The following is a 19,329-nucleotide window of genomic DNA, read 5'->3' on the forward strand; positions in this document are numbered from 1 at the left end:
TGGTAAATATACAAAAAGGGATTGAGTTGTGAATTATATAACAAACGAATTGCTGATAGGGTTACCGAATGACTCTCCTCAAGATATGAGCCTTAATATGTTGTGGTTCAAAGACAGAGGAACAAATTTGGTTATAGCTCGTGGTGATATAGAGCCAAATAACACGCTGGAAAATACCTATAAAAACCAATTAAAAAAATTATCTCAACAAGTTAAAGTGATTAAATGTACTGATCCTAAAGAGTCAGTTGCTGGTACAGCGAAGGATATTAAAGGCTATGAAATAATGACAGACTTTATTCGTGGCCCAGAACATTCTTATCAGTACCAGTTTGTATGCCAAATACCTGCGACTCAAAGAATGTTAGCTATTACCTACTCAAAAACAAGCCCATTAACAGAACAAGATACCGCTCATTGGCAAGAAATAAAAGATAACTTAAGTTTTGCTTAAGTTATCCATTAGGAAATAGAGCCCATTTCAAGGAAAAGACTCATATGGCAGATAAAGTTAAAGCAGCAAGAAAACTTGATCCTATCATTCACACTTCAGTATGGGCTGAAATCTTTAGTGCCGTAGCACAGGCTGTTGTTTATGCGGCAGCCACTGCCGCTTTGGTAGCAGCTGCTCCTTGTGCCCTTGTGGCCGCGGTAGGCGCAACTGCCGTAGCTGTTGGTGCGGGTCTAATGTTAGGGGCTGCTACGAGCCTAATTCCTGTCGGTGATAAAAGTATAGCTGAACACCTCAGTGATGGGTGCGATGCTGTGGGGGATTTTCTTTTTCCTCCAGAAGAAAAGGGAGTGATTGCGGAAGGTTCATTTGATACCAATACCAATAGTTTAAAGTCTGCCAGAGCTGCTGGATATCAGATTGAAGATGTTCCTGATGAAAAACCTCAAAAACCAGGGGCTTTAGAAACACTCGGTGGTTTATTGGTTGGCCTAACTCCTTATGGTTGGTATCAACAAATTGATACTATTGTTAACCCTCCAATGGTTGCTCAGGCCAACCCCGGCACTGAACCTGCCCCCAATGATAAAGTCTTATGCCAACGCCATCCACCTATGCCAGAGCAATATATAGCAGAGGGTTCAAGAGAAGTATTCATTAATAGCCAACCAGCAGCAAGAGATAGCGAGAGAACAACTTGTGATGCTACTATTAATAAAGATGCCCCTGCACCCAATGTGAAAATATCTACAGATGTACGTATGGGCGGCGACTCCATTATTGTTCGTGATATTCACAGTGGCAAAAATAAAATTGGGCAAATTGCAGGTATCATTATCGGCATATTAATTAGCCGGCGCTTCGCCGGTAGACGCTGTGCGGGTAATCCTGTTTCTGTTTCTACAGGAGCTAAAATTCAAAATGGTGAAGAAGATTTAGATTTTTCACTACCAGGTATGATTCCTATCACTTGGCAACGTAGCTATAGTACAGAGAATATTGCTACTAATGGTCTTTTTGGAGCAGGTTGGAGTGTTTTTTACGAAGTAGCTATAGAGCGTGTACCTCATCCAGAAGGCGGTGATTTATCAGTTTATATTAATCAAGATAGTGAACGCTTAGAGCTAGGCAGACTTAAAACAGGAGATAATTTCGTTAGTATTCTGGATGGGCTTAGTTTTTTTGAATTAGGCGCAGGAATAACAGCTGTTGAAGATATTAATACAGGGTTATACCAGATTTTTGAAGTTGATCCAACCAATGCAAAACGATCACGTTTAGTGCGTTTAGGTGATCGTAATCAAAATCAACTTAATTTATTTTACGATGAACAAGGCCGTTTAGAATTTTTAAAAGATCCATTCAATAATCTAACAATAGGTTTAAATTATCAAGGCAAACATCAACAACGTGTAACATCTATCGAACGTCTCTATTTTAATAAAACAAACCTAGAGCTTATTGAGAATGCTGAATTACTAGTTAGCTATGATTATACTGAGGCAGGTGATCTTAGTGAGGTTAAAGATCCTGTAGGTCAAGTAATACGACGTTTTACTTACAATAAAGAACGTTATATGACTAGCCATACTTTACCTACTGGGGCAACTCGCTATTATGAATGGTCATTTTTTGAAGTACCTGAAAAAAGACCACAACCAACATTAGCAGATGGCACACCTTATACCCTGCCCCCTCTATTAGAGCCTCAAGCAACACACGAATGGCGTGTTGTACGACATTGGGGAGATGAGGGAGAGGAGTATAGCTTCCAGTATGACTTAGAAAAGGGTGAAACACGTGTTATTGATAATATTGGTAGAGAGGATATTTACCAATGGGGGGCATTATATGAAGTCACTAAACATATAGATCCATTGGGTAATTGTTGGTGCCATGAAATGGTAGCGGGCCAATTACAAAAAATGACAGATCCCCAAGGTGGTGAATGGTCCTATAGTTATGATGAAATTGGTCGATTAATAGAAACCAAAGATCCTTTAGGGCGAAGTGAACATACCACTTTTATGGAGCATTGGGCACTTCCCTTAGTTATTACTGACATTGCTGGAAATAAAACCTTTTTTAAATATGATGATAAAGGCAATCTACTGAGCGAAAAAGATCCACTAGGCTATAAAACAGCTTATCAATATGATCTACAAGGTAGAGTTGTCCGTATAACAGATGCGATTAATAAAAATAAATACCTCTTTTGGAATGAATACAGCCAGCTGATTAAATACCGTGATTGTTCAAACTCAGAAAGTCATTACCATTATGATAAACGGGGCTACTTAACGGAAAGTATCAATGCACGGGGTGAAACTATCCAGTACCACTACAATAACTGCGGTTATTTAGTACAAACTACTTTACCTGACGGACGAGTGGAGAAATATCTACGCAACAAAATAGGTTTACTGACGAGTTATATTGACCCTGCGGATAAAAGTACTTCATATCAATATGACCTAAGTGGTCGAGTGATTGGACGCCAAGATGCTCAAGGGCGTTTAGTCCGTTTTGCTTATGATCCTTATGGTCGTTTAGCCAATTTAACCAACGAAAATAATGAAAGTTATAGTTTTGAATGGGATGCATTAGATCGCCTTACGGTACAACATGAACTGGATGGAGGCGCAAGATGTTACCACTATAATGCAGTAGATGATGTAATAGGGGTTGATTACCTACCCTCACCGATTGATGAACAAAAAAAGTTAAAATTTAAAGCTGCGAATGATGAGCAGGGGCTAGCAGTAGAAAACCTAGAGAGTATACCTATTCGTCATCGCTTAGAAAGAGACATACTCGGTCGCTTAATTAAAAAGTTTACGGACGATGGCGTTACGCAGTATAACTACAATAAACTTGATCAAATCACAGCCATTACCTTTACGGATAAGCAAGGCAATAAGCAAAGTCTAAATTACAACTATGATAAGTTAGGGCAACTGATTGAGGAAGTTAATACTGCAGGTAGTTTAAAGTATTCCTATGATGAGCTTGGTAATATTGAGCAAATAACCTTACCAGACAATAGACAACTTAACCACCTTTACTATGGTAGCGGTCATCTTCACCAAATTAACTTAAATGGCCTAGTCGTTACGGACTTTGAGCGTGATAGCCTGCATCAAGAAGTGCTACGTACTCAAGGTCGTTTACACACGCGTACCCGTTATGATTCATCTGGTCGCCTTGCTCAAAAACAAATTCACTACCATAATGGCCCTAGGGAACAAGTACCCCTATTACAAAAAGAATACCAATATGATGCCAGTGACAACCTAATTATTCAACGGCTCACTCAAACTCAACGGGTAAAACCCTTCACAGCAACGAAACAAACGGAACAAGCAGACCAATTAAGCCAAAAAATAGCAAAAGAGCCCAGCTATACTCAACAAGTCAATAACAGTGAAGACATTATTGGTCGTTTTTATGCTTTTAATGCCGCCAACGATGACAATGCTTCTCGTGTTATGCAACTGAGTAATATTGGTAAAAGTCATCAACTTACTCAATATTATAACTACGATAGCACAGGCCGTATCCAGCAAAGCTATCAACGTACTGAGCAAGGCCAAAGTACTAACTATGAAACACTACAATACGATGCGGCGGCTAACTTATTAAGCCCAGAAGCCACCCAAGGCTATATCAAATATAACCGTATTCATGTTTACCAAGATAAACGCTATAGTTATGACAGATTTGGCCGCCTAGCCGAAAAACGTATTGCCCAACATACAGTACAACAATTTAAATACGATGCAGAACACCGCATTATAGAAATTAAACAAACAGAACGTGGCCAAAGTAAATATATAAAATTTAAATATGATCTATTGGGTCGTCGTATAGAAAAAGCTACTTATTTAGAAAGTAACTTACAACAACCGATAGCTAAAACGGAATTTCAATGGCAGGGTATGCGTTTACTTAAAGAAATTCAAAACGGTTTACCTAGTTTATATATTTATGAAAGTCTTTTTAGCTATGAGCCTCTAGCTCGTATAGATGGAGAAATAGATAAAGAAAAAATTAATTACTTCCATACTAGTCTGGCAGGATTACCAGAACAACTAACAGATATTCATGGTAATACTATTTGGCAAGCTGATTATGAAGTATGGGGTAATAGTAAAACTGAGTGGCATGATAATCGAAGTAATTTTACTCAAAACTTACGTTATCAGGGACAATATTTAGATAGAGAAACAGGTTTACATTATAATACCTTTAGGTATTATGACCCTGATGTAGGTAGATTTACTCAGCCTGATCCGATAGGATTATTAGGTGGTAATAATCTCTACCAATATGTACCTAATCCTATTCATTGGATTGATCCTTGGGGATGGAGTAGGTATAAACCAAGAGATGAAATTAGTGCACAACCGGGGGCAAGAGGGACGGCAATAAATCGCGCATGGGTGCAAGAGCATGATTTAGTTAAGGCGGGCGGAGGAACAAGAAACTGGACTCCGCAAGAGAGGGAGTTAATATTAAGTTCTAGAAATGGTAGTAAATTAACTAGTATAATGTCGAATGCAGGATATACAGGGCATCATATTAACAGTGTTGAAGGCAATGGAGCATTAGGAAGAAAGTGGCAAGGTGATCCTAGGAATATTGTATTTTTACAAAACTCAAATCATCCTTCTGGCATTGATGAGCACTTGAACTCAAAACAGGGACACCGGGGAAATTATCAAAACAATGGCAAAGGGCGATTGATTGATAGAAAAGCAATGACCCGAGAATTATCAAAATGTTAAAAACATCGAGGAAAAAAATGTTAGAGATTAAAGCATTTGTAAAGTTATTAGATATATTAAAAAAACATGATGATGGCCAGTACTTAGCAAAAAGTAAAAAAGACGTGGATCCATCCTATTTACATAATAACAATTGTCTAATGGAGTTTTATAGTCAATTTGAGCTAAAACATCTCACTATACAGACAGGTGTTTCTTCTATATCGTTTATTGACTATTTAAACTTAAAAGAACGAAATACAAAATACTCTTTTTCAAGCTTGAAAGAACAAGATTATATTGTTTTATCAGAGCAGACAGGAGGAGGTGATCCTATTTTATTCAACTTTTTAGATAATAATAGTACCCCCTCTATTTATGCAGCATATGACGTTTTAGAACCATTCAAAATCGCAAATAATTTTCTTCAATTTATAGAAGCTCTAACAGTGCTTGTTGACATTGTATATAACGAATATGATATATATGAAATATATACAAATGATGATTGTGATGAAATAAAACCGGAATTTTTATCTAAAATAGATATGAAACTTTCTCCAATTTTAGGTGAAAACATTGATGGTTTTATGAGATATTTTTATGGTTAACTAAAAAACTATATCTATTTTCCAACACTGGTAAGTAATGCGCTTATCAAAAGAAGTTCAAAACGGTTTACCTAGTTAACATATCTATGAAAACTTCTTTAACTATGAGTCTGTAGCTCGTATAGATGGAAAACAGATAAAGAAAAAATTACTTCCATACTAGTCTAGCTATGTTGCCCGAACGATTAATTGATACAAAAGTAATGTTATCAGGCAAGCAGAATACTATGTATGGGGTAATAGTAAAACTGAGTGGCATGATAAACGAAGTAATTTTACTCAAAACTTACGTTATCAGGGACAATACTTAGATAGAGAAACAGGTTTACATTATAATACCTTTAGGTATTATGACCCCGATATAGGCAGATTTATTCAGCCTGATCCCATCAGTCTTGTAGGTGGGTTTAACTTATATAGATATTCATCAAATCCTATAAGTTGGATTGATCCTCTAGGTTGGACACCTTTATTACCTACTGAAGGTAATGTAGATACTTATGGGAATCTTAAAGGTCCTGTAGGAGATAGTATAACAGGGGATCATATGCCATCTGCTGCATATATGAGTCAAAAATATGGAATTAGTGCAAAAGATGCTGTAGCAATGAATATGGAGCATTATTATCCATCAAATACGGGTCGACATTCTCAAACTAGAACCTTTAGACAAAAACCATTTCTTAATGAAACCCCTCGACAAGCACTAGCAAGAGATATAAGAGATGCAAGAAAAATATACATGCGTGATGGATTATATGATTCTAAAATGAGAGAATCTTTACAGAAAGTAATTGCCCTAAATAAGGAAAAATTTCCTGATATCTTTAGGAAGCCACCTAGACCAAAACCAAAACCACCAACTAACTGTTAGAGATAATTATGAGTAATAATCTAGTGAGTAAATTAACATCTGCTTCTAAATTAGAAACAGATGAAGATATTGATCTTTTTTTTGATACAATACAGAATATGGCATTATCTAAAAATAGTGAATATATTGCTATTATGTTGTCCTATTTAGATGATAATTTCAATACTTACAATGATGTAATGTCAACCATTATAGGAATGGCAGAAACTTTTCCAGCTCAAGATTATGTGAAGGCAGTTATACAATCAATTAATCCATTAAAAACTAAAGCAGCTGATTGGTTAGAATATATACATACTGGTATTTTTAATACTGAAAGTTATATAGAGATATACAAAAAAACGTTCTGCTCAATACCTGAAAATGAACAATTAATTGTTAAAGATTACTTAACAAACCAGTTCTTAAAAAATAAACATGAAAAAAAGGATGTTGTTGAATATATAATATCTTGCTAGTATCAAAAATAGATAAATAAGGTAATTCTCTATTAGTCAGTTGAGTATAAATTACGAGCAATAATAAAATTGAATAGCACAATAATCGAAATTATTTCACTTGAAACTTATGTTGTCAGGGCCAATACTTAGATAGAGAAACTGGGCTACATTACAATACTTTCAGATATTATGACCCTGATATAGGTAGATTTACTCAACCCGATCCGATAGGATTATTGGGTGGAAATAATCTCTATCAATATGCTCCAAATCCTATTCGTTGGATTGACCCTCTTGGTTGGGTTGGTGAAACAACACCAGGATATCATGTATATGGCTTATATGATAAAGGTTCGGACAAGCCATATTATATTGGTATAACAAATGATTTAAAAAGACGTGCTTGAGAGCACTATAAGGCTTACTGTAAACATCAGGCTGGAGTGAATAAAATTTCATAATAAAAAAGCCTAGTTAGCTGATCTAACTAGGCTTTATATATGGAGGCCGGGGTCGGAATCGAACCGGCATAGACGGATTTGCAATCCGCTGCATAAGCCATTCTGCCACCCGGCCATAGAGGTTGGCTATTTTATGTTGCTAGTGTTTTATTGTCAAATCATTTCCGTAATTTTTTATAGCGTTTCCATATCTATTAACGTTCTAACGAATCAACCTCTTACCCTTTTTTAATATAAACAGCTCTTGTTATTTGTTCTTGTGGGTGACCTAATAACAGCTGTGCTAATATCGTTCAGATCGCTAACTGCTTTTGAGAAAGCCGGGCGACCATTCCTTTTTATGCTAAATGCTTAACCATTTTTAAATAGCCACTCTTTCTATTGTTTAGGCTTTTTAAAATCAGTTATTTCAACTATCTCGGCATGAGTTAGTACTTCACTCATACACCACCTCTATTTTTCATTTTTATGTCTTGGTCATTCCATCCTGCCACTCATAGATGACACTTTAATAGGTCGTATCTATAATGGCATGATGTTTTGCCTTAGGCTTGCCTACCTGCTTTATTTGCCCTTTTGTGATTTGGTTCAGATATGACTAGATTACTTGTTAGAGCTACCAGTTAGAGCTACCAGACTGAGCTGGACTATTAAACGGTTTACCACCGGAACTAGTAGTGTATGGCTGCTGAGTGATGGAAGAGATATTATTTATTGCTTTTGGTTGCTTGGGAACATAAGTATCTCATGTTAAAAAGCCCTAATTTGTAGGGCTTGATCAGGTTAGATTATTGAACTGGCGTTTAAATAGCCATCTATGTGCTTGTATATATGATTGTAAATATAGTTATAGTTTAGTACAGCCTTTGAAACTTGACTTCATATGTTGTCTTTCATAAGAATTATTACCAGTTCTTAAACCAGTATTCAAATAGAACTCTTCGTAATGACAGATGACATAAAAGGAATTACTCTCAACCCATGCAAGTCTATATCCTACTGATGTTGTACCAGGTTTTCTAGCGGCATATGACATAGAGGTAAATACTCCTAAACTTATGGCTATGCTAATAATTAATAATAGTTGCTTCATAAATCTCTCCTAGATTTTCCATTGAATAATTAGCACTACTTCTGGATGTGCATAATTAGTGTAGTTTGTTTATCAAGATATGTTTATTAAACTAAGGCATTGATGTCATGAAAATATTCTTATTAATAAAGCTCGATTGATTGAGTAATATTTAGCAAATGGGATAGAGTCATCAAAAGTAGGCTATGCTGCTTGTTGATTGTGCTTCAGCCTGTTTTGCTGTACCTGTTGATTTGATTGGTTAGTTTGTGGCGCATTCATTGACAAGCGCGACGATACTTCTTGTATAATAAAAAAATCTTTTTAATAAGAATAAATCGTAAATGGAGATGGAATGGACGTTATTTGGCAAACAGTATTTATTGGAGTCGGAGCAACGCTCATCATGGATGCTTGGGCTGTTATACAAAAAAGAGTTTGGAATATACCACCGTTAGACTATAGATTAGTTGGACGATGGGTGGGTTGTTTTTTTCAAAAAAAACTTATCCATAAAACAATTATACAAACCTCTCAAGTTAAGGGAGAGGTTATAATAGGATGGTTTTTACATTATTTAATCGGTATTGTTTTTTCTTTTTTAATGATTTGGGTCGTTGGATATAAATGGTTATTAAATCCAACATTTTTTCCAGCATTAATCGCTGGAATAATTAGTGTGATAGCTCCTTTTTTTATCATGCAGCCATGTTTTGGATTCGGGATTGCTGCATCCCTTACGCCTAAACCTAACTCTGCTCGTTTTCGAAGTTTAATAGCTCATGTGTCATTCGGTGTAGGTCTCTATATAAGTGCAGAGCTTTTGTGTCTAATATGAATTAGTTAGATCAACTTCTTATGCTTATTAATAAATTAAAAATTTTTAAACCATATAATTAAATGCCATTGATTGAGAGGTGTTTGGTGAACAGAATATCATCGTCGAAATCGTTATGGTAGGTTGGTGTTGCTTGCTGGCTCTGTTGTGGCCTATTTTCTGTGGTTGCGGTTTGTTGCTGGTTAGATTGTTGTTGTTGCGCACCTTTTCTTATTTCACGTTCTGTCAAGTGGGCGTTATTGAAGTCTTTAGTTTTTTTAGACTTGTTAGGCTCTAAAACAACATGATGAGTTGTTAAAATTGTAGGTTTTATAATATCGGCACTACTGAGATAAAGCGAATCAAAAACCTTTCTATAATCTGTTTTGTTTGCGTTATTCTGTGACGTTTCTTTAGTAACTATCTTCTTTAATCTTACTAATACCCCCTGTATAGGATCATTTTGTTAATTAACTTATTTGGTTAATATGGCTATAATAAAAAGCATAAGTATCATTCATAATGGAAGGAGCTAGACATGTTGAAGCGAGATGATATTTTTAATTATGTAGAAAAAAAATATGATGTAAAACCATATTATGCTTGGGAAAAATATCCGAGCTATGCAGTATTAAGACATGATAATGATAAATGGTTCGGACTAATAATGAATGTCCAAAAAGAAAAATTGGGAATTGATGGAAATGACTCAGTTGATGTTTTAGATTTAAAAGCTCCGCCTGATATTATAGGGTCTTTAAGATTGAGCAAAGACTTTTTACCTGCTTATCACATGAATAAAGAACATTGGGTATCTATACTGCTTGATGGTTCTGTGCCTACAGCCCAAATTTGTGAACTGATTGATTCAAGTTTTGATTTAACAAAGATGAAATAACTTTCATTATTCCAAATGTATTTTGTTAGTTAACTGGTGCGGAGCGGTTAAATTCTATTCGCATAGTTTCAATTGCTTTCTTATAGATAGAATTGGCTGAAAGTTACACGGTAATGAAATGGATATACTATTTGCGATAGGAATTTTTATTGTATCGTTCTGTCTATATGGTATGGATATATGGTGGCTTTCTCTTAATGGTGTTATAGGAAGTGCATTTTATCTAGCCTTCAAGATAGACAGGCTATAATTGTCGTCTTTGGCATGGTTTAATTATAGTAATTTTTTCATCATAAAAAGGGTAGAAAATTAATTTTATGTACTTTATTTGTTATTTAATGCTGTTATTTCTAATATAGAATGATAGCGTTACTTCAGGTTTAATGATCTTCAAGCCGCTCTTATTGGCCCTCCAGTTTTATTTTTTATACCTTCTAGGATGTTTTGTTGGCTCAAATTATACTCTTACTAATTGTATTAAATCTTTATATATTAATTAACTGGAGCAGGGCAGTTAAGCTCTGATTGTATAATCTCTTTAGAGCATAACTTTTTCAATGGAGTAGTAAATGTTTAAATTTATCTCGGTTGTAATGATCTTAACGTTTTTTGCAACCCTTTCTCAGGCAGATGAGGATCTTCTTTGCCCTGAAAAGCCTCACTATATCGTCTTTGATGAAGCTGATATAAAAGTCTGTGATCTTATTCTTGATCATGCTTTATTGGATAAACCCATGTCTGCACATTCAGTCGTTGCAAGCTTTTATACTGAGAAGCATTTCTATGATAAACGAGACGACTGGGTTGCTTCTTTTGTTTTTGATGATGGTACACAAAAATATTATGGTTATAATCAGCAAGAGAATAAAATTCAGGCTATGAGTTCTGAACAATTTTTTAAAAAATTCAAGTCTATAAACAGATGTAATGCTAGTCCAGAGATACCTTTATTTAAAAAAGTTATCCAAAACCTTAATGATCCACATTTATTTTAAGCAGATTGCTTTATACTTTCGATTAAATAAGAATAACGTTTTTCTATGATTTAACTTAATGCTGGGAGGCTTAGAGAAACAATAACGAGTCCGTTAAAAACCCTGTATTAAGTGTTGAATAATCGGTATTGTTATCCTATTCTGTCTCTATGTTTCTCAAAGGAAAAAAGGATGAGGAAAATTATATTTATGGGACTAAGTATTTTTTTATTGACTGGATGCGGACAAAAAGAATATACGTTAGAGGAAGCTATAACACCTGATTCTACATTTGGTGTAAACGGTAATACATCATTAGATGAAATTAAAAGTAAGTTAACTTTAAGAGAAGTCCAGCCTAATATCTATGTTTCTAATGAAGCACTAAAGCCATATAAGCTGTTTGATAAGTACACTTATGTAGCAAATAAAGGAAAAATATGTAGTGTACAAGCCAAAAAAATATATGATTCAGTTAATTCTAACGAGATGAGAAAAGATTTATCTTTTTTGAAAGATAAGATTACTAGTATTTATGGAGATAAAGCATATAAATATACAAATCATAATGCTTCAAAGTGGGTAAATGACTTATCGAATACGATTGTATTAATGAGTATTGAAGATAAGGAAGAAAATAAAAGTACTATAGGATATTCAATTTTTATAGGTGATTGCCCTGCCATTGAAAAATAAGCAAATTTTCCTGATGAGGGTTAAATGTATTGACAAAGAATTGATCTGACAGTGTTCTTTATTAGAATATATTTAAACCTGTCAATCGGCAACAAGCGAGGAGTAGTTATTTGCTTACGATCATTTCTTATAATGCTCGAAATATGTATCGTATTTGTACCCTTAAGAAACTCTTTTTTGTTGTTATTAAGTTTCAACTAAAAGGGGGTAGAACACCTTGTTCATTTTCAAATTAAACAGGCAATAAATAATATAAATATGAATGTTCTCGCCAAATTGAAGGTAGATAAGCCTTTGGTAAGGCTAAACTTATGGAGAAGCTGGGCTATCCAATAGTAATTGATAAAATACTAAATTCAACCAACGATCAAATTTATAACCTATTTCTGGTAGCATCCCAACGAGTTGAAAACCATGCTTTTCATGTAAAATAATACTCCCTTTGTTCTCAGCATCTATTCCTGCAATCATGGCATGATAATTATTTTGGCGCGCTGATTGGATAAGTAATTTAAGTATGACATGTCCTAATCCACGACCTCGATGATTTTTATGTACGTAAATCGAATGTTCTATGGAGTATTGGTATGCAGCCCAATTTCTAAATGCCCCATAACTTCCAAATGCAATCAGTTCTCCTGCAGATGACTCTAAACCGATAACTGGATAATTACTGTTATTTTTGACTTTAAACCAGTTGGTCATGTCTTCCATCGTACGGCTTTTGTAATCGTATAATGCAGTCGAGGTTTCAATAGCCTCATTAAAAATATCGAGTATGCTGCTTGCGTGTTTTTCATAAGTACAATTAATAATGTTATATTCCATTGCAAACTCTCTTTCGCAGGGTTTTATAATTACTATTATAATGGGTTTTTATTTAAGTTGACTGGCTAATAGTGTTAGAAATCATTGAGTTATTTATAGGTTAAAATATCATTATCCACCTAATTTAGCTTATTTGGTTAGAGAAATAATTCTTTTTCCATCCTCGATACTAAAGCAAGGAACAATAATTTTATTAGCTCCATTTCTGATGTCATTAATAATGGCTAGATTGCCTGACATCATGTTATGAACTTTTGGCTTTATTAGTTTCATCTAGCTACCTCCTAGCGAGGGGTTTTAGTATTCATACTTTCCATTATAATACATTTGTTACATCTATTTTTCTCTTGAGGGATTACCATTGAGAGGATATGTGCAATATATTGTATGTATAAAGTAGAAATTCCAATTAGTGATATTAATAAAATAGTTTCAGAAATGAAAAAATATCAGTTATCAGAAATATAGTTATTCTTTTAAGGCGGGAAGCGAGTAGTGCCTAAAATATAGCAGTAATCAACTTAAAAAGGGACTGGTGTGTCAACTTTAGAGAGTTCAATAATCTCAGGATTATTATGCTTTAAAAAGCTAATTACTATCTGATAACTATCACGACTAAAAAGAGGAAGAGGAGCATTTATGGGATTATTTAAATCTGTCACCGTTGTCATATAACGCCATTGATTAATAATGTGGCATTGTTTAAGCTGATGTAAATGGTCCTCCTCAATAATTGCAATGGGTCCACTCCATTGCCAACTGATAACTGAAAAACTCTCAAAAGCCTTTACTAATCTTTGATTATGGATATCCAAAGGCTCTTTATCACAACAAACCCCCAAACATCTTTTAATTTGAAAATTAAAGCAACTTCGAGTTGTTTTTTCCAACTCCAACACCTTAGCGCAGAGTTGATTTTTTTCAATAAATTTTTTTAGCCAATATTTAGCTCTATGAGGCGATTGATATAAACCGACACTCACTTGATCATCTTTAATTTCATCAACTAACATTAAATGAGGCTTAAAGTCATCCGTTAATACCCACGAATATAAATGTTTCAACTGCCTTAAACGTCTATTAAATAATGGCTGTTGTTTTTTTACTTCGGCAGACTCCAATAACAGTGCTCCTAATTCTCCAGCGGTACATTGATAATTAATAAAAGTGGTTTGATGCATCATCTCTGCGTGACGTTTAGACTCATTAATATTATAAAAGTGTGACAATACACGCTTACGAATATTAATACTCTTCCCTATATATAGCAGTGTGTTCTCACTGTTATAAAAATAATAAACCCCTGGTCTTTCAGGTAAACAATAACAAGATTCAAGAATCATAGCTTAATACTAAGTAACTCATCCAACATATAAGATTAACTGTACGCCCCTCCACAATGGGTACTAATGGTTTAATTTCATTAGAGCGAGCAATCACACAGCCATCATTATTAGAAAGAATGCCTACAGGCCTTCCTTCTAGCTTAGGATTAAATACACGCTCACAACTGGCATAAAAATTATTACAATCAATCAAGCCGATCATGAACACTTTCCCTGTAACGAGTGAATATTATAAATAACCACTCCCCACACATGAGCTTCTTTACCTAACAAAGGAATAGGCGGGTACAGACTATTGCCAGAAACCAGAAAAGGTTCACCTTTAATATAAGACAGTTTCTTACACGTAAGCTCCCCATCAATAGCTATGATAACAACATCCCCCGCTTTGGCATCCAATGACCTATCGACAATCAGCAAATCACCACTAAAAATACCATAATCCACCATTGAATCACCAATCGCTCTAATATAATAAGTAGCATTAGGATGCTGTACAAGATACTCTGTTAATTCAAGCTTTGCCTCAGCATAATCATCCGCAGGAGATGGAAAGCCTGCTCTAACTGGGATATCAACAAGGGGTAAAGAAAAATTATTTGAAATGGAAGCACTACCAAGCACAATAATACTAGATTTGCGCAACATCAGTCTCCGGGAGAAAAATGGATTTAATACAGTATGAAAAAAAGAAATAATAATGATAAAAATTAAATACTAAGATGAGTTAATAGTATTATTTAAAAATACTGCTGGTCAACCTTTCGAGTAATCACAAATATTACATTTTATGAATAACTATGAAATACTATATCAAATGTTTTGCGATGTTATACAAGTACTAGGCGTTACCAAAAAGGAAGCGCCTAATCAACAGTATAAGGTTCGCCAAATTTATTTCTAATTTTATTAAGTATGTTATGAAATAAGGTATTTATCTCTTGTGATTTTGTGAATTTCACATTAAAACTACCTGAGATACTACATAATTTATTATTTCTGAAGTGATAGTTATATTGTTTAATTATTTTATCTGGTTCTGGTGAACTAAAGGATATTAAATATCCTTGCGGTCCTCCTAATAAGAGTTCAACATTTTTAGATTCAATCTCGTCTTTAGTCATATATTTATATGTTCCCCATGCGATTTTTTGATTAGCATGGGATAAGTTAATAAAAATACTAATGAAAACACAAATAGATGCCTCATTAAAGGCTTTTATCTAGATCTTAAATATATTAGTTTTCAGGTGGAGGGATAATAATTTAGTACTTGTTATAGTACTCATATATTTATTTATAAAGAGAAGAGTGTCAAGAGACGATAAAAAGAGAAGATTTTCTTTAAAGATTTTTGATTTTATCTGCTACAAACTCATCAATAGAGGCTAAACATGCAGCAATAGCTAATAATTCTAATAAAAAAAGAAATAACATAAATAAAAAAAGAAATAATATAGGTTCATCGGCTATTACTATAGATGGAGCAAAAATAGCATAACGAATATTAATTTGATTTACTGTTTGATTACTATTGTATTCATCTATCGTCGCATTTATGATTGTATTATTAACTTTAAATGTAATCTCTACATCAGTACACCTTTCTGTATGAATACCTCTTAAGTTAGATGGCTTCATTGTGCAGCCTTTGATAACTTTGGCTTTGGCTTCTTTTGAAAAAAACCAATATAGAATAGGTTTAAAGAGTGTATCTTTTGTAAGGTATCCAGTTGGTATTAGTATTACAGTAAGAGATAAAGCCATAACAAATAGACGAATTATTTTTTTTAGCATGTAAAAAACTCTTAAATATTAATTAACTTTGTTTATGATTTATTTTCGCCTAAAATCCCAAGGTGCAATAGGATTCTTATCCGCCCATAAGCCCGTCTTGCTCTTTCTTGCCTGCTCTCCAGCTTGCATATATTTTTCGTTATTCTTGGTAAAAGGCCAATACCAAGCCATACCAATTTCAATCATTTTAAAATTGATATCAGCTCTTACTGTACACTCCATGCACATATCATTAGGAACTGGTTCTTGACATGAACTTGGAACATCAGTGTAAATAGTTGCTAGCGTTTTTCTGTACTTATTTTTTCCGTGCAACTCTAAAAGTACATTCTTGTTAAATATCACATCTGATAACGCCTGCTTGGATCTATTGCCGAAAGCCAGTTTAACAATGATTACCATCAATAAAATGGATTAATTACAAAGCCATTCTTAATAGAAATGATAAGGTATAATGTTTGAAAATATCTATGAGCATGTTGTGATGTAGATTTCTGTAAAATATTTAGTTTTAGAAAGATCATTAATAATAAAAATACTTATTATGCGCATTGCTTTTTCCGATGTAAAAAAATAAAAGTAAAGTTGTATAAAATTGATAACGTAAGTATAAACAGATGCCTACGTCTTTTCGATTATTTGTTAAAAGGGAATATTATATTAATTTTAGCAGTCAAACAGAGGTACGCAATTGATCATTGGATGCATTAAATAGTATCACTTTATCAATTGAGTGCATTTCAGGAATAGAAGCTTTACTTAAAGCTATAAATTTACAAGACAAAGAGGGATATAATCGGAAAACTATTTTTAATTAATCTAGATTGAGCCGTGGTGTAAGTAGTGATTATATTATGATGCCCAGTGACCAAAAAGAATAACTTAAAAATGCCATTGGTGGAGAATAAATAAACTCTTTTAATGAGATTTTTATTAGATAATTTTAAGAGCAAAGTCTATCTATCAGATCATTCTTGCATTATTTGATTAAAAAATATACACAAGTGTTTACATAGCTAAAATAACGGTTAAGTATTAACAGGGCTTTAAAGAGAATGAAAATTGAAGAGTTACGGAAGTTATTAACGGCTAATTAGTTGATTAGTACAATATAATTTGCGGATTTGTAACCCGCTGTATGAACCATTCTGCCACTAGACTATAGATGTTGACTACTTTATGTTGCTGATGTTTTATTGTCATATCATTTCCTAATTGTTTTGGTATTGTTTCTGCGTCAGGCATTTTTATTTTAGTGTGGAGGTTTCGTTTTGAGTATTTGTTGATATGTCTTTTGCCCATGAAGATAATGAGTCTAAAATGGGCGTTAGTAATGAACCTGATGGGGTTAAGGCATAAGTAACGCACAAGGGTGGTTTGTTGCCTTCAACCGTTCTGGAAATTAAGCCGTCTTTTTCTAGCTGTTTAAGTTGTAAACTGAGTGTCATTTCTGTGATGTTGGGTATGTTTTTTCGTAGTTCACTGAATCGTTTATTTTTATCTTTTAGGTAGTAAAGAATGACGCCTTTCCATTTTCCGCCTATTAAGTCCATTGCCATGCTAATGCTGCAATGATAGCTTTTGCCATGATGTAGTATTTGACAGGTATTTATGTGTGTCATGTTTTTGCTTATACTCTCTATTTTGATAGGTCTAGCTATTTTTTATAATGATTATAAACTATTTTTAGCTGTGTAATTTGTATAGGGTTCTTATAATTTTATAGGTGGAAAATAGTTATGACATTAATGATTTTAGCGCATCCACAGTTTGAGCATTCGATTGCTAATAAAACAATCTGTGACATTGTCAGTCGAGAAGAGCCGAATTTAGAAATCCGTAACATACATCAGTTGTATCCTAATTATCAGATTGATGTTAAGGCGGAGCAAACTGCTTTATTAGCTCATGATTTGGTTATTCTTCAATACCCTATGTATTGGTTTAATATGCCTGCTATTCTTAAAATTTGGTTTGATGAGGTTTTTACTTATCAGTTTGCTTATGGTTCTAAAGGTAATAAATTAAAAGGTAAATACCTCCTTCCCAGTTTGACGATAGGGCAACCTGCGGTTAATTTTAAAGAAAAGGATCACTTTTTAGTAGACGATTTTCTTCAACCCGTTAAAAGGTCTGCTGAGTATGCGCAGATGAATTATCTGGATTATATTGCGCTATATGGTGTTTCTATTGTTTCTGGGTATCCTGAATCAGAAATTAAAGATAAAGCGTGTATGCATGCACAGAAATTGCTTGCAGTTATCCAACAATATAAGTGAGTTACTGATTCTAAATCTAAAACCGTTAAAAAAAATCTGGTTAAACTTTTAACCAGATTTTAATTTTAGAGTCATAAAAGCAGAGAGTCTATAAATCTTCTTCAGCTTTTTGTTTTAATGTTTCAGCACCTTCTTTAGTTTTATCCCATGCTTTGGTGGTGCCAGATTTTACATCGTCACCTACTTCGGAAGAAACCTCTTTAGTTTTGTCCCATGCTTTGGTGGTACCAGATTTTACATCATCGCCTACATCAGAAGAAACTTCTTTGGTTTTATCCCACGCTTTAGTAGTGCCAGATTTTACTTTACTGCCTGCTTCAGAAGAAACCTCTTTGGTTTTGTCCCATGCTTTGGTGGTACCAGATTTTACATCATCACCGACATCAGAAGAAACTTCTTTGGTTTTATCCCACGCTTTGGTAGTACCAGATTTCACTTTACTGCCTGCTTCAGAAGAAACCTCTTTGGTTTTGTCCCATGCTTTGGTGGTGCCAGATTTTACATCATCACCGACATCAGAAGAAACTTCTTTGGTTTTATCCCACGCTTTGGTAGTACCAGATTTCACTTTACTGCCTGCTTCAGAAGAAACCTCTTTGGTTTTGTCCCATGCTTTGGTGGTGCCAGATTTTACATCATCACCTACATCAGAAGAGACTTCTTTGGTTTTATCCCACGCTTTGGTAGTACCAGATTTTACTTTACTGCCTGCCTCAGAAGAAACCTCTTTGGTTTTGTCCCATGCTTTGGTGGTGCCAGATTTCACATCATTTCCTACATCAGAAGAGACTTCTTTGGTTTTATCCCATGCTTTGGTAGCACCAGATTTTACATCATGACCAATTTCAGAGGACACTTCTTTAGTTTTGTCCCATGTTGTATTGGTAGTATCTTTTGATGTACTGGTTGTTACTGTACTTTCGGCAGCCATCACAAAATTTCCTGCGAGTGTTAAGGCTATGGCACTTGTTAATATCAGTTTCTTCATAATCAAATATCCTCTTTCTTGATGGTTACGG

The 19,329-nt window shown here is 34.3% G+C and carries 21 protein-coding genes, 1 tRNA gene and 3 pseudogenes; 12 read left to right on the forward strand and 13 right to left on the reverse strand.

Annotation, left to right across the window (positions count from 1 at the left end; genetic code table 11):
- The first annotated feature begins 28 nt into the window (after window positions 1–28).
- The 7 genes and pseudogenes from DM558_RS01035 to DM558_RS15975 form a co-directional block, all read left to right on the forward strand.
- Window positions 29–454 (forward strand): DcrB-related protein, encoded by a 426-nt coding sequence (locus tag DM558_RS01035; RefSeq protein WP_127161661.1) that lies wholly within the window; start codon window positions 29–31, stop codon window positions 452–454.
- Window positions 455–498: 44 nt separating this feature from the next.
- Entirely contained in the window at window positions 499–5,238 is a 4,740-nt protein-coding gene (locus DM558_RS01040) for an RHS repeat-associated core domain-containing protein (protein WP_127161662.1), read from the forward strand.
- A 17-nt stretch (window positions 5,239–5,255) separates the two neighbouring features.
- A complete protein-coding gene (locus DM558_RS01045) occupies window positions 5,256–5,828 on the forward strand; it encodes a hypothetical protein (protein WP_127161663.1) in 573 nt (190 codons plus the stop codon).
- A gap of 208 nt (window positions 5,829–6,036) precedes the next feature.
- Window positions 6,037–6,228: pseudogene (locus tag DM558_RS15970) on the forward strand (RHS repeat-associated core domain-containing protein); the annotation flags it as partial.
- 147 nt (window positions 6,229–6,375) lie between these two features.
- Window positions 6,376–6,702 carry a hypothetical protein gene (locus tag DM558_RS01055; RefSeq protein WP_127161664.1) on the forward strand — a complete coding sequence of 109 codons (327 nt, stop codon included), beginning with the start codon at window positions 6,376–6,378 and terminating at the stop codon, window positions 6,700–6,702.
- 8 nt (window positions 6,703–6,710) lie between these two features.
- Window positions 6,711–7,160, forward strand: coding sequence for an Imm30 family immunity protein (locus DM558_RS01060; protein WP_127161665.1), 450 nt, complete (start codon window positions 6,711–6,713; stop codon window positions 7,158–7,160).
- Between the two features lie 104 nt (window positions 7,161–7,264).
- Window positions 7,265–7,447, forward strand: a pseudogene (locus DM558_RS15975) (RHS repeat-associated core domain-containing protein); the annotation flags it as partial.
- A gap of 196 nt (window positions 7,448–7,643) precedes the next feature.
- Here DM558_RS15975 and DM558_RS01070 read toward each other — a convergent pair.
- Both DM558_RS01070 and DM558_RS01075 read right to left on the reverse strand, forming a co-directional pair.
- Window positions 7,644–7,718 (reverse strand) — tRNA-Cys (locus DM558_RS01070).
- A gap of 732 nt (window positions 7,719–8,450) precedes the next feature.
- Entirely contained in the window at window positions 8,451–8,696 is a 246-nt protein-coding gene (locus DM558_RS01075) for a hypothetical protein (protein WP_127161666.1), read from the reverse strand.
- Between the two features lie 334 nt (window positions 8,697–9,030).
- Here DM558_RS01075 and DM558_RS01080 point away from each other — a divergent pair, with 334 nt between their 5' ends.
- On the forward strand, window positions 9,031–9,513 hold the full coding sequence (locus tag DM558_RS01080; protein WP_127161667.1) for a DUF2938 domain-containing protein: 483 nt from the start codon (window positions 9,031–9,033) through the stop codon (window positions 9,511–9,513).
- A 58-nt stretch (window positions 9,514–9,571) separates the two neighbouring features.
- Here DM558_RS01080 and DM558_RS15555 read toward each other — a convergent pair whose 3' ends face one another.
- The gene (locus tag DM558_RS15555; protein ID WP_164731212.1) at window positions 9,572–9,742 is read right to left on the reverse strand and encodes a hypothetical protein; all 171 of its coding nucleotides are present in this window, start codon (window positions 9,740–9,742) and stop codon (window positions 9,572–9,574) included.
- A 288-nt stretch (window positions 9,743–10,030) separates the two neighbouring features.
- On the opposite strand from DM558_RS15555, the gene DM558_RS01085 reads away from it, so the two are divergent.
- From DM558_RS01085 to DM558_RS01095, 3 genes are all read left to right on the forward strand, one after another.
- Complete coding sequence (locus tag DM558_RS01085) at window positions 10,031–10,390, forward strand: MmcQ/YjbR family DNA-binding protein (protein WP_127161668.1); 360 nt, start codon at window positions 10,031–10,033, stop codon at window positions 10,388–10,390.
- Window positions 10,391–10,959: 569 nt separating this feature from the next.
- On the forward strand, window positions 10,960–11,385 hold the full coding sequence (locus DM558_RS01090) for a hypothetical protein (RefSeq protein WP_127161669.1): 426 nt from the start codon (window positions 10,960–10,962) through the stop codon (window positions 11,383–11,385).
- A 189-nt stretch (window positions 11,386–11,574) separates the two neighbouring features.
- Window positions 11,575–12,060 (forward strand): hypothetical protein, encoded by a 486-nt coding sequence (locus DM558_RS01095; protein ID WP_127161670.1) that lies wholly within the window; start codon window positions 11,575–11,577, stop codon window positions 12,058–12,060.
- A gap of 309 nt (window positions 12,061–12,369) precedes the next feature.
- Here the strand turns inward: DM558_RS01095 and DM558_RS01100 are convergent, their stop codons facing one another.
- The 9 genes and pseudogenes from DM558_RS01100 to DM558_RS01135 form a co-directional block, all read right to left on the reverse strand.
- Window positions 12,370–12,888, reverse strand: coding sequence for a GNAT family N-acetyltransferase (locus DM558_RS01100; protein ID WP_127161671.1), 519 nt, complete (start codon window positions 12,886–12,888; stop codon window positions 12,370–12,372).
- Window positions 12,889–13,017: 129 nt separating this feature from the next.
- Window positions 13,018–13,161, reverse strand: coding sequence for a hypothetical protein (locus DM558_RS15560; protein ID WP_164731213.1), 144 nt, complete (start codon window positions 13,159–13,161; stop codon window positions 13,018–13,020).
- Between the two features lie 248 nt (window positions 13,162–13,409).
- On the reverse strand, window positions 13,410–14,231 hold the full coding sequence (locus DM558_RS01105) for a GIY-YIG nuclease family protein (RefSeq protein WP_127161672.1): 822 nt from the start codon (window positions 14,229–14,231) through the stop codon (window positions 13,410–13,412).
- 61 nt (window positions 14,232–14,292) lie between these two features.
- A pseudogene (locus DM558_RS01110) lies at window positions 14,293–14,436 on the reverse strand (Y-family DNA polymerase); the annotation flags it as partial.
- Complete coding sequence (locus DM558_RS01115; protein ID WP_127161673.1) at window positions 14,433–14,882, reverse strand: LexA family protein; 450 nt, start codon at window positions 14,880–14,882, stop codon at window positions 14,433–14,435. The pseudogene DM558_RS01110 and the gene DM558_RS01115, both read right to left, overlap by 4 nt.
- Before the next feature lie 218 nt (window positions 14,883–15,100).
- Window positions 15,101–15,358 (reverse strand): hypothetical protein, encoded by a 258-nt coding sequence (locus DM558_RS01120; RefSeq protein WP_127161674.1) that lies wholly within the window; start codon window positions 15,356–15,358, stop codon window positions 15,101–15,103.
- 220 nt (window positions 15,359–15,578) lie between these two features.
- On the reverse strand, window positions 15,579–16,031 hold the full coding sequence (locus DM558_RS01125; protein ID WP_127161675.1) for a hypothetical protein: 453 nt from the start codon (window positions 16,029–16,031) through the stop codon (window positions 15,579–15,581).
- Window positions 16,032–16,070: 39 nt separating this feature from the next.
- Window positions 16,071–16,433 carry a thermonuclease family protein gene (locus DM558_RS01130; protein WP_127161676.1) on the reverse strand — a complete coding sequence of 121 codons (363 nt, stop codon included), beginning with the start codon at window positions 16,431–16,433 and terminating at the stop codon, window positions 16,071–16,073.
- An 845-nt stretch (window positions 16,434–17,278) separates the two neighbouring features.
- Complete coding sequence (locus DM558_RS01135; RefSeq protein WP_127161677.1) at window positions 17,279–17,653, reverse strand: winged helix-turn-helix transcriptional regulator; 375 nt, start codon at window positions 17,651–17,653, stop codon at window positions 17,279–17,281.
- Between the two features lie 117 nt (window positions 17,654–17,770).
- On the opposite strand from DM558_RS01135, the gene DM558_RS01140 reads away from it, so the two are divergent.
- Entirely contained in the window at window positions 17,771–18,310 is a 540-nt protein-coding gene (locus tag DM558_RS01140) for an NAD(P)H-dependent oxidoreductase (protein ID WP_109703459.1), read from the forward strand.
- Between the two features lie 88 nt (window positions 18,311–18,398).
- Here the strand turns inward: DM558_RS01140 and DM558_RS01145 are convergent, their stop codons facing one another.
- Window positions 18,399–19,298: a phage tail tape measure protein gene (locus DM558_RS01145; RefSeq protein ID WP_127161678.1), complete on the reverse strand. Its 900-nt coding sequence runs from the start codon at window positions 19,296–19,298 to the stop codon at window positions 18,399–18,401.
- Between the last annotated feature and the right edge of the window lie 31 nt (window positions 19,299–19,329).

The sequence above is a fragment of the Entomomonas moraniae genome (assembly GCF_003991975.1).
Taxonomy (GTDB): Bacteria; Pseudomonadota; Gammaproteobacteria; order Pseudomonadales; family Pseudomonadaceae; genus Entomomonas; species Entomomonas moraniae.

Coding starts and splice junctions, on each gene's coding strand:
- DM558_RS01145 (WP_127161678.1), bottom strand. CDS start 19,298: ATGAAGAAACTGATATTAACAAGTGCCATAGCCTTAACACTCGCAGGA.
- DM558_RS01095 (WP_127161670.1), top strand. CDS start 11,575: ATGGGACTAAGTATTTTTTTATTGACTGGATGCGGACAAAAAGAATAT.
- DM558_RS01085 (WP_127161668.1), top strand. CDS start 10,031: ATGTTGAAGCGAGATGATATTTTTAATTATGTAGAAAAAAAATATGAT.
- DM558_RS01090 (WP_127161669.1), top strand. CDS start 10,960: ATGTTTAAATTTATCTCGGTTGTAATGATCTTAACGTTTTTTGCAACC.
- DM558_RS01135 (WP_127161677.1), bottom strand. CDS start 17,653: ATGACACACATAAATACCTGTCAAATACTACATCATGGCAAAAGCTAT.
- DM558_RS01040 (WP_127161662.1), top strand. CDS start 499: ATGGCAGATAAAGTTAAAGCAGCAAGAAAACTTGATCCTATCATTCAC.
- DM558_RS01100 (WP_127161671.1), bottom strand. CDS start 12,888: ATGGAATATAACATTATTAATTGTACTTATGAAAAACACGCAAGCAGC.
- DM558_RS01105 (WP_127161672.1), bottom strand. CDS start 14,231: ATGATTCTTGAATCTTGTTATTGTTTACCTGAAAGACCAGGGGTTTAT.
- DM558_RS01080 (WP_127161667.1), top strand. CDS start 9,031: ATGGACGTTATTTGGCAAACAGTATTTATTGGAGTCGGAGCAACGCTC.
- DM558_RS15560 (WP_164731213.1), bottom strand. CDS start 13,161: ATGAAACTAATAAAGCCAAAAGTTCATAACATGATGTCAGGCAATCTA.
- DM558_RS01115 (WP_127161673.1), bottom strand. CDS start 14,882: ATGTTGCGCAAATCTAGTATTATTGTGCTTGGTAGTGCTTCCATTTCA.
- DM558_RS01120 (WP_127161674.1), bottom strand. CDS start 15,358: ATGACTAAAGACGAGATTGAATCTAAAAATGTTGAACTCTTATTAGGA.
- DM558_RS01060 (WP_127161665.1), top strand. CDS start 6,711: ATGAGTAATAATCTAGTGAGTAAATTAACATCTGCTTCTAAATTAGAA.
- DM558_RS01130 (WP_127161676.1), bottom strand. CDS start 16,433: ATGGTAATCATTGTTAAACTGGCTTTCGGCAATAGATCCAAGCAGGCG.
- DM558_RS01125 (WP_127161675.1), bottom strand. CDS start 16,031: ATGCTAAAAAAAATAATTCGTCTATTTGTTATGGCTTTATCTCTTACT.
- DM558_RS01045 (WP_127161663.1), top strand. CDS start 5,256: ATGTTAGAGATTAAAGCATTTGTAAAGTTATTAGATATATTAAAAAAA.
- DM558_RS01140 (WP_109703459.1), top strand. CDS start 17,771: ATGACATTAATGATTTTAGCGCATCCACAGTTTGAGCATTCGATTGCT.
- DM558_RS01075 (WP_127161666.1), bottom strand. CDS start 8,696: ATGAAGCAACTATTATTAATTATTAGCATAGCCATAAGTTTAGGAGTA.
- DM558_RS01055 (WP_127161664.1), top strand. CDS start 6,376: ATGCCATCTGCTGCATATATGAGTCAAAAATATGGAATTAGTGCAAAA.